Consider the following 2,562-nt stretch of genomic DNA (forward strand, 5'->3'; position numbering starts at 1 on the left):
GCCACGCCCCGCGCGGCTACGGGCGCGACGTCTACGGCGCCGACGACGGCCTCGTCACCGGATCGCTGCGCGACGCCCGCGACGCGCGGGCCTATCGCGGCCGCTAAGGTCGGCCCCGACGCCGCCGCGACCTTTGCCGAAAAGAGTCGCAGCGGCAGGACTGATTTTGAGCGACGGGGCCGATCCGATCGCGGGTCGCGCTCAGCCGCCGCGACGGCGGCGATGCCGAAAATCTCGGCTTCGCCGGTGTTGCGGCCAAGCCTAGACTTCGCCCCGCAATCGGGACGGAGCAGGCGGCCTTGGCAGATCACGCGGCAGACCATTCGCTTTCGCGCAGGCATCTCCTCGGGGGCGCCGCCGCCCTCGCGCTGGCGCCGCTGTCCAAGGCCCGCGCGGCCGGCACGCTCACCGCCGGCTTCATCTATGTCGGGCCGAAGGACGATTACGGCTACAACCAGGCCCACGCCCTCGCCGCCAAGGCCTTGAAGGGCATGCCCGGGCTCGAGGTCACGGAGGAGGAGCGCGTCCCCGAGACCAACGCCGTCGAGAAGACCATGGAGAGCATGATCGCCCTCGACGGGGCGAGCCTCCTGCTCCCGACCTCCTTCGGCTATTACAGCCCCTACATGGTCGCCGAGGCGAAGAAGAACCCCAAAATCCAGTTCCGCCATTGCGGCGGGCTGTGGACCGACAAGGACCCGAAGAACGCCGGCTCCTACTTCGGCTACATCGCGCAAGGGCAGTATCTCAACGGGATCGCCGCCGGCCACGCCACCAAGTCGAAGAAGGTCGGCTTCGTCGCCGCCAAGCCGATCCCGCAGGTCCTGAACAACATCAACGCCTTCCTGCTCGGCGCGCAGAGCGTCGACCCGTCGATCACCTGCCAGGTGATCTTCACCGGCGAGTGGTCGCTCGCGGTCAAGGAGGCCGAGGCCACCAACGCGCTGATCGACGGCGGCGCCGACGTCATCACCTGCCACGTCGACAGCCCGAAGGTGACGGTGGAGACCGCCGCGCGCCGGGGCGCCTTCGTCTGCGGCTACCACGTCGACCAGTCGCCGCTGGCGCCGCAGAAGTACCTCACCGGGGCCGAGTGGAACTGGCTGCCGATCTACAAGGGCTTCGTCGAGGCGATGCAGGCCGGGAAGGTGCCGGAGAACTTCGTCCGCGGCGGCCTCGCCGACGGCTACGTCAAGATGAGCCCCTACGGCCCCGGCGTGAGCGATGCGGCGCGAAAGAACGCGGACGCGGTCAAGGCCGAGATGATGAAGGGCGGCTACCAGATCATCAAAGGCCCGCTCAAGGACAATGCCGGCAAGGAGATCCTCGCCGCCGGCCAGGGCTACCCCGAGAAGGCGCCCGAGCTGGAAAGCACGAACTACCTCGTCGCGGGCGTGAAGGGCTCGGTCTGAGGGATCGTTTCCCGCGCCCGCGGAGGCGACACGATTCACACCTCGCCGCGTCTGGCGGTTCGCTTTGCGCGCATCCCCTTTCCCGCGCGGGGAGAGGGCTTTGCCGACCTCGTCGTCGGAAAAGCGAGGCGGCAGCCGACGGTGAGGGGGCTCGAACGAAGGAGGCTCCTCCGTCGACACCCCCTCACCTCCGCTTCGGCTTCGCCTCTCGCTCCCCGGCTGCACGACGGGGTGCAGCCGGGCCTCTCCCCGCCCGCGGGGAGAGGGGGGACCCGCGCGTGATCCGATGGCGTCGAAATCGGTGAGGACGGTCGTCCACAGTGGGGATGGGAAGAAACGTCGCGTGTCCGGTGCCGACATCCTCCCCGTCATCCCGGGGCGCCGGAGGCGAGCCCGGGATCCAGAGCCTCAGGTCGTCCTCCCGCTCGCGCCGTCTGGCGGTTCGCCGTGCGCGCATCCCCTCTCCCCGCGCGCGGGGAGAGGGCTTTGCCGACCTTGTCGTCGGCAAAGCGAGGCGGCAGCCGACGGTGAGGGGGCCGAGCCGAAGGAGGCTCCTCCGTCGGCCCCCCCTCACCTCCGCTTCGGCTTCGCCTTTCGCTCCTCGGCTGCACGACGGGGTGCAGCCGGGCCTCTTCCCGCCCGCGGGGAGAGGGGGGGACCCGCGCGTGATCCGATGCCGTGACGAAATCGGCGAGGTGGGTAGCCCCTGCGTGAGAGGAAGCGGACGGCCTTCGATCCGAAGGGGTCGGAGAAGCTGGCACGCTTCCTGCCGCAGGGTTTGCGGGATCGTGGAACCGAAGGACGGTGCGGGATGGTCGCGGACGCCGCTGTGGCACCGGTCGAGGTGATCGAGGGCCCTTCCCGGGGCCTCCAGGTCCGCGCTTGGCTGGCGCGGCGCTCTGAGGCGTTCCTGATCCCGGTCGGCGCGGCGCTCGCCGGCTTCGTGCTGTTCGGCCTGTTCCTGGCGGCGCTCGGCAAGTCGCCGCTCCAGTTCGTCGACATCGTCTATCGCGGCGGCTTCGGCTCGCCCTTCGCGCTCGGCAACAGCCTGCAGCGCGCCGCGCCCCTGCTGTTCGCCGCGCTCTGCGTCGCGCTGCCCGCCCGCCTCGGGCTCGTGGTGATCGGCGGGGAGGGGGCGATCGTGCTCGGC

The 2,562-nt window shown here is 70.4% G+C and carries 1 protein-coding gene and 1 pseudogene; both read left to right on the forward strand.

Features of this window, described 5'->3' with window-relative positions; all coding sequences use genetic code 11:
- Positions 1-299 precede the first annotated feature (299 nt).
- Positions 300-1,412 (forward strand): BMP family ABC transporter substrate-binding protein, encoded by a 1,113-nt coding sequence (locus FV222_RS22780; RefSeq protein WP_147815710.1) that lies wholly within the window; start codon positions 300-302, stop codon positions 1,410-1,412.
- A gap of 811 nt (positions 1,413-2,223) precedes the next feature.
- Positions 2,224-2,562 (forward strand): annotated as a pseudogene (locus FV222_RS22790) (ABC transporter permease); the annotation flags it as partial.

Origin of the sequence: Methylobacterium sp. WL103 (assembly GCF_008039885.1) — a bacterium.
Taxonomy (GTDB): Bacteria; Pseudomonadota; Alphaproteobacteria; order Rhizobiales; family Beijerinckiaceae; genus Methylobacterium; species Methylobacterium cerastii.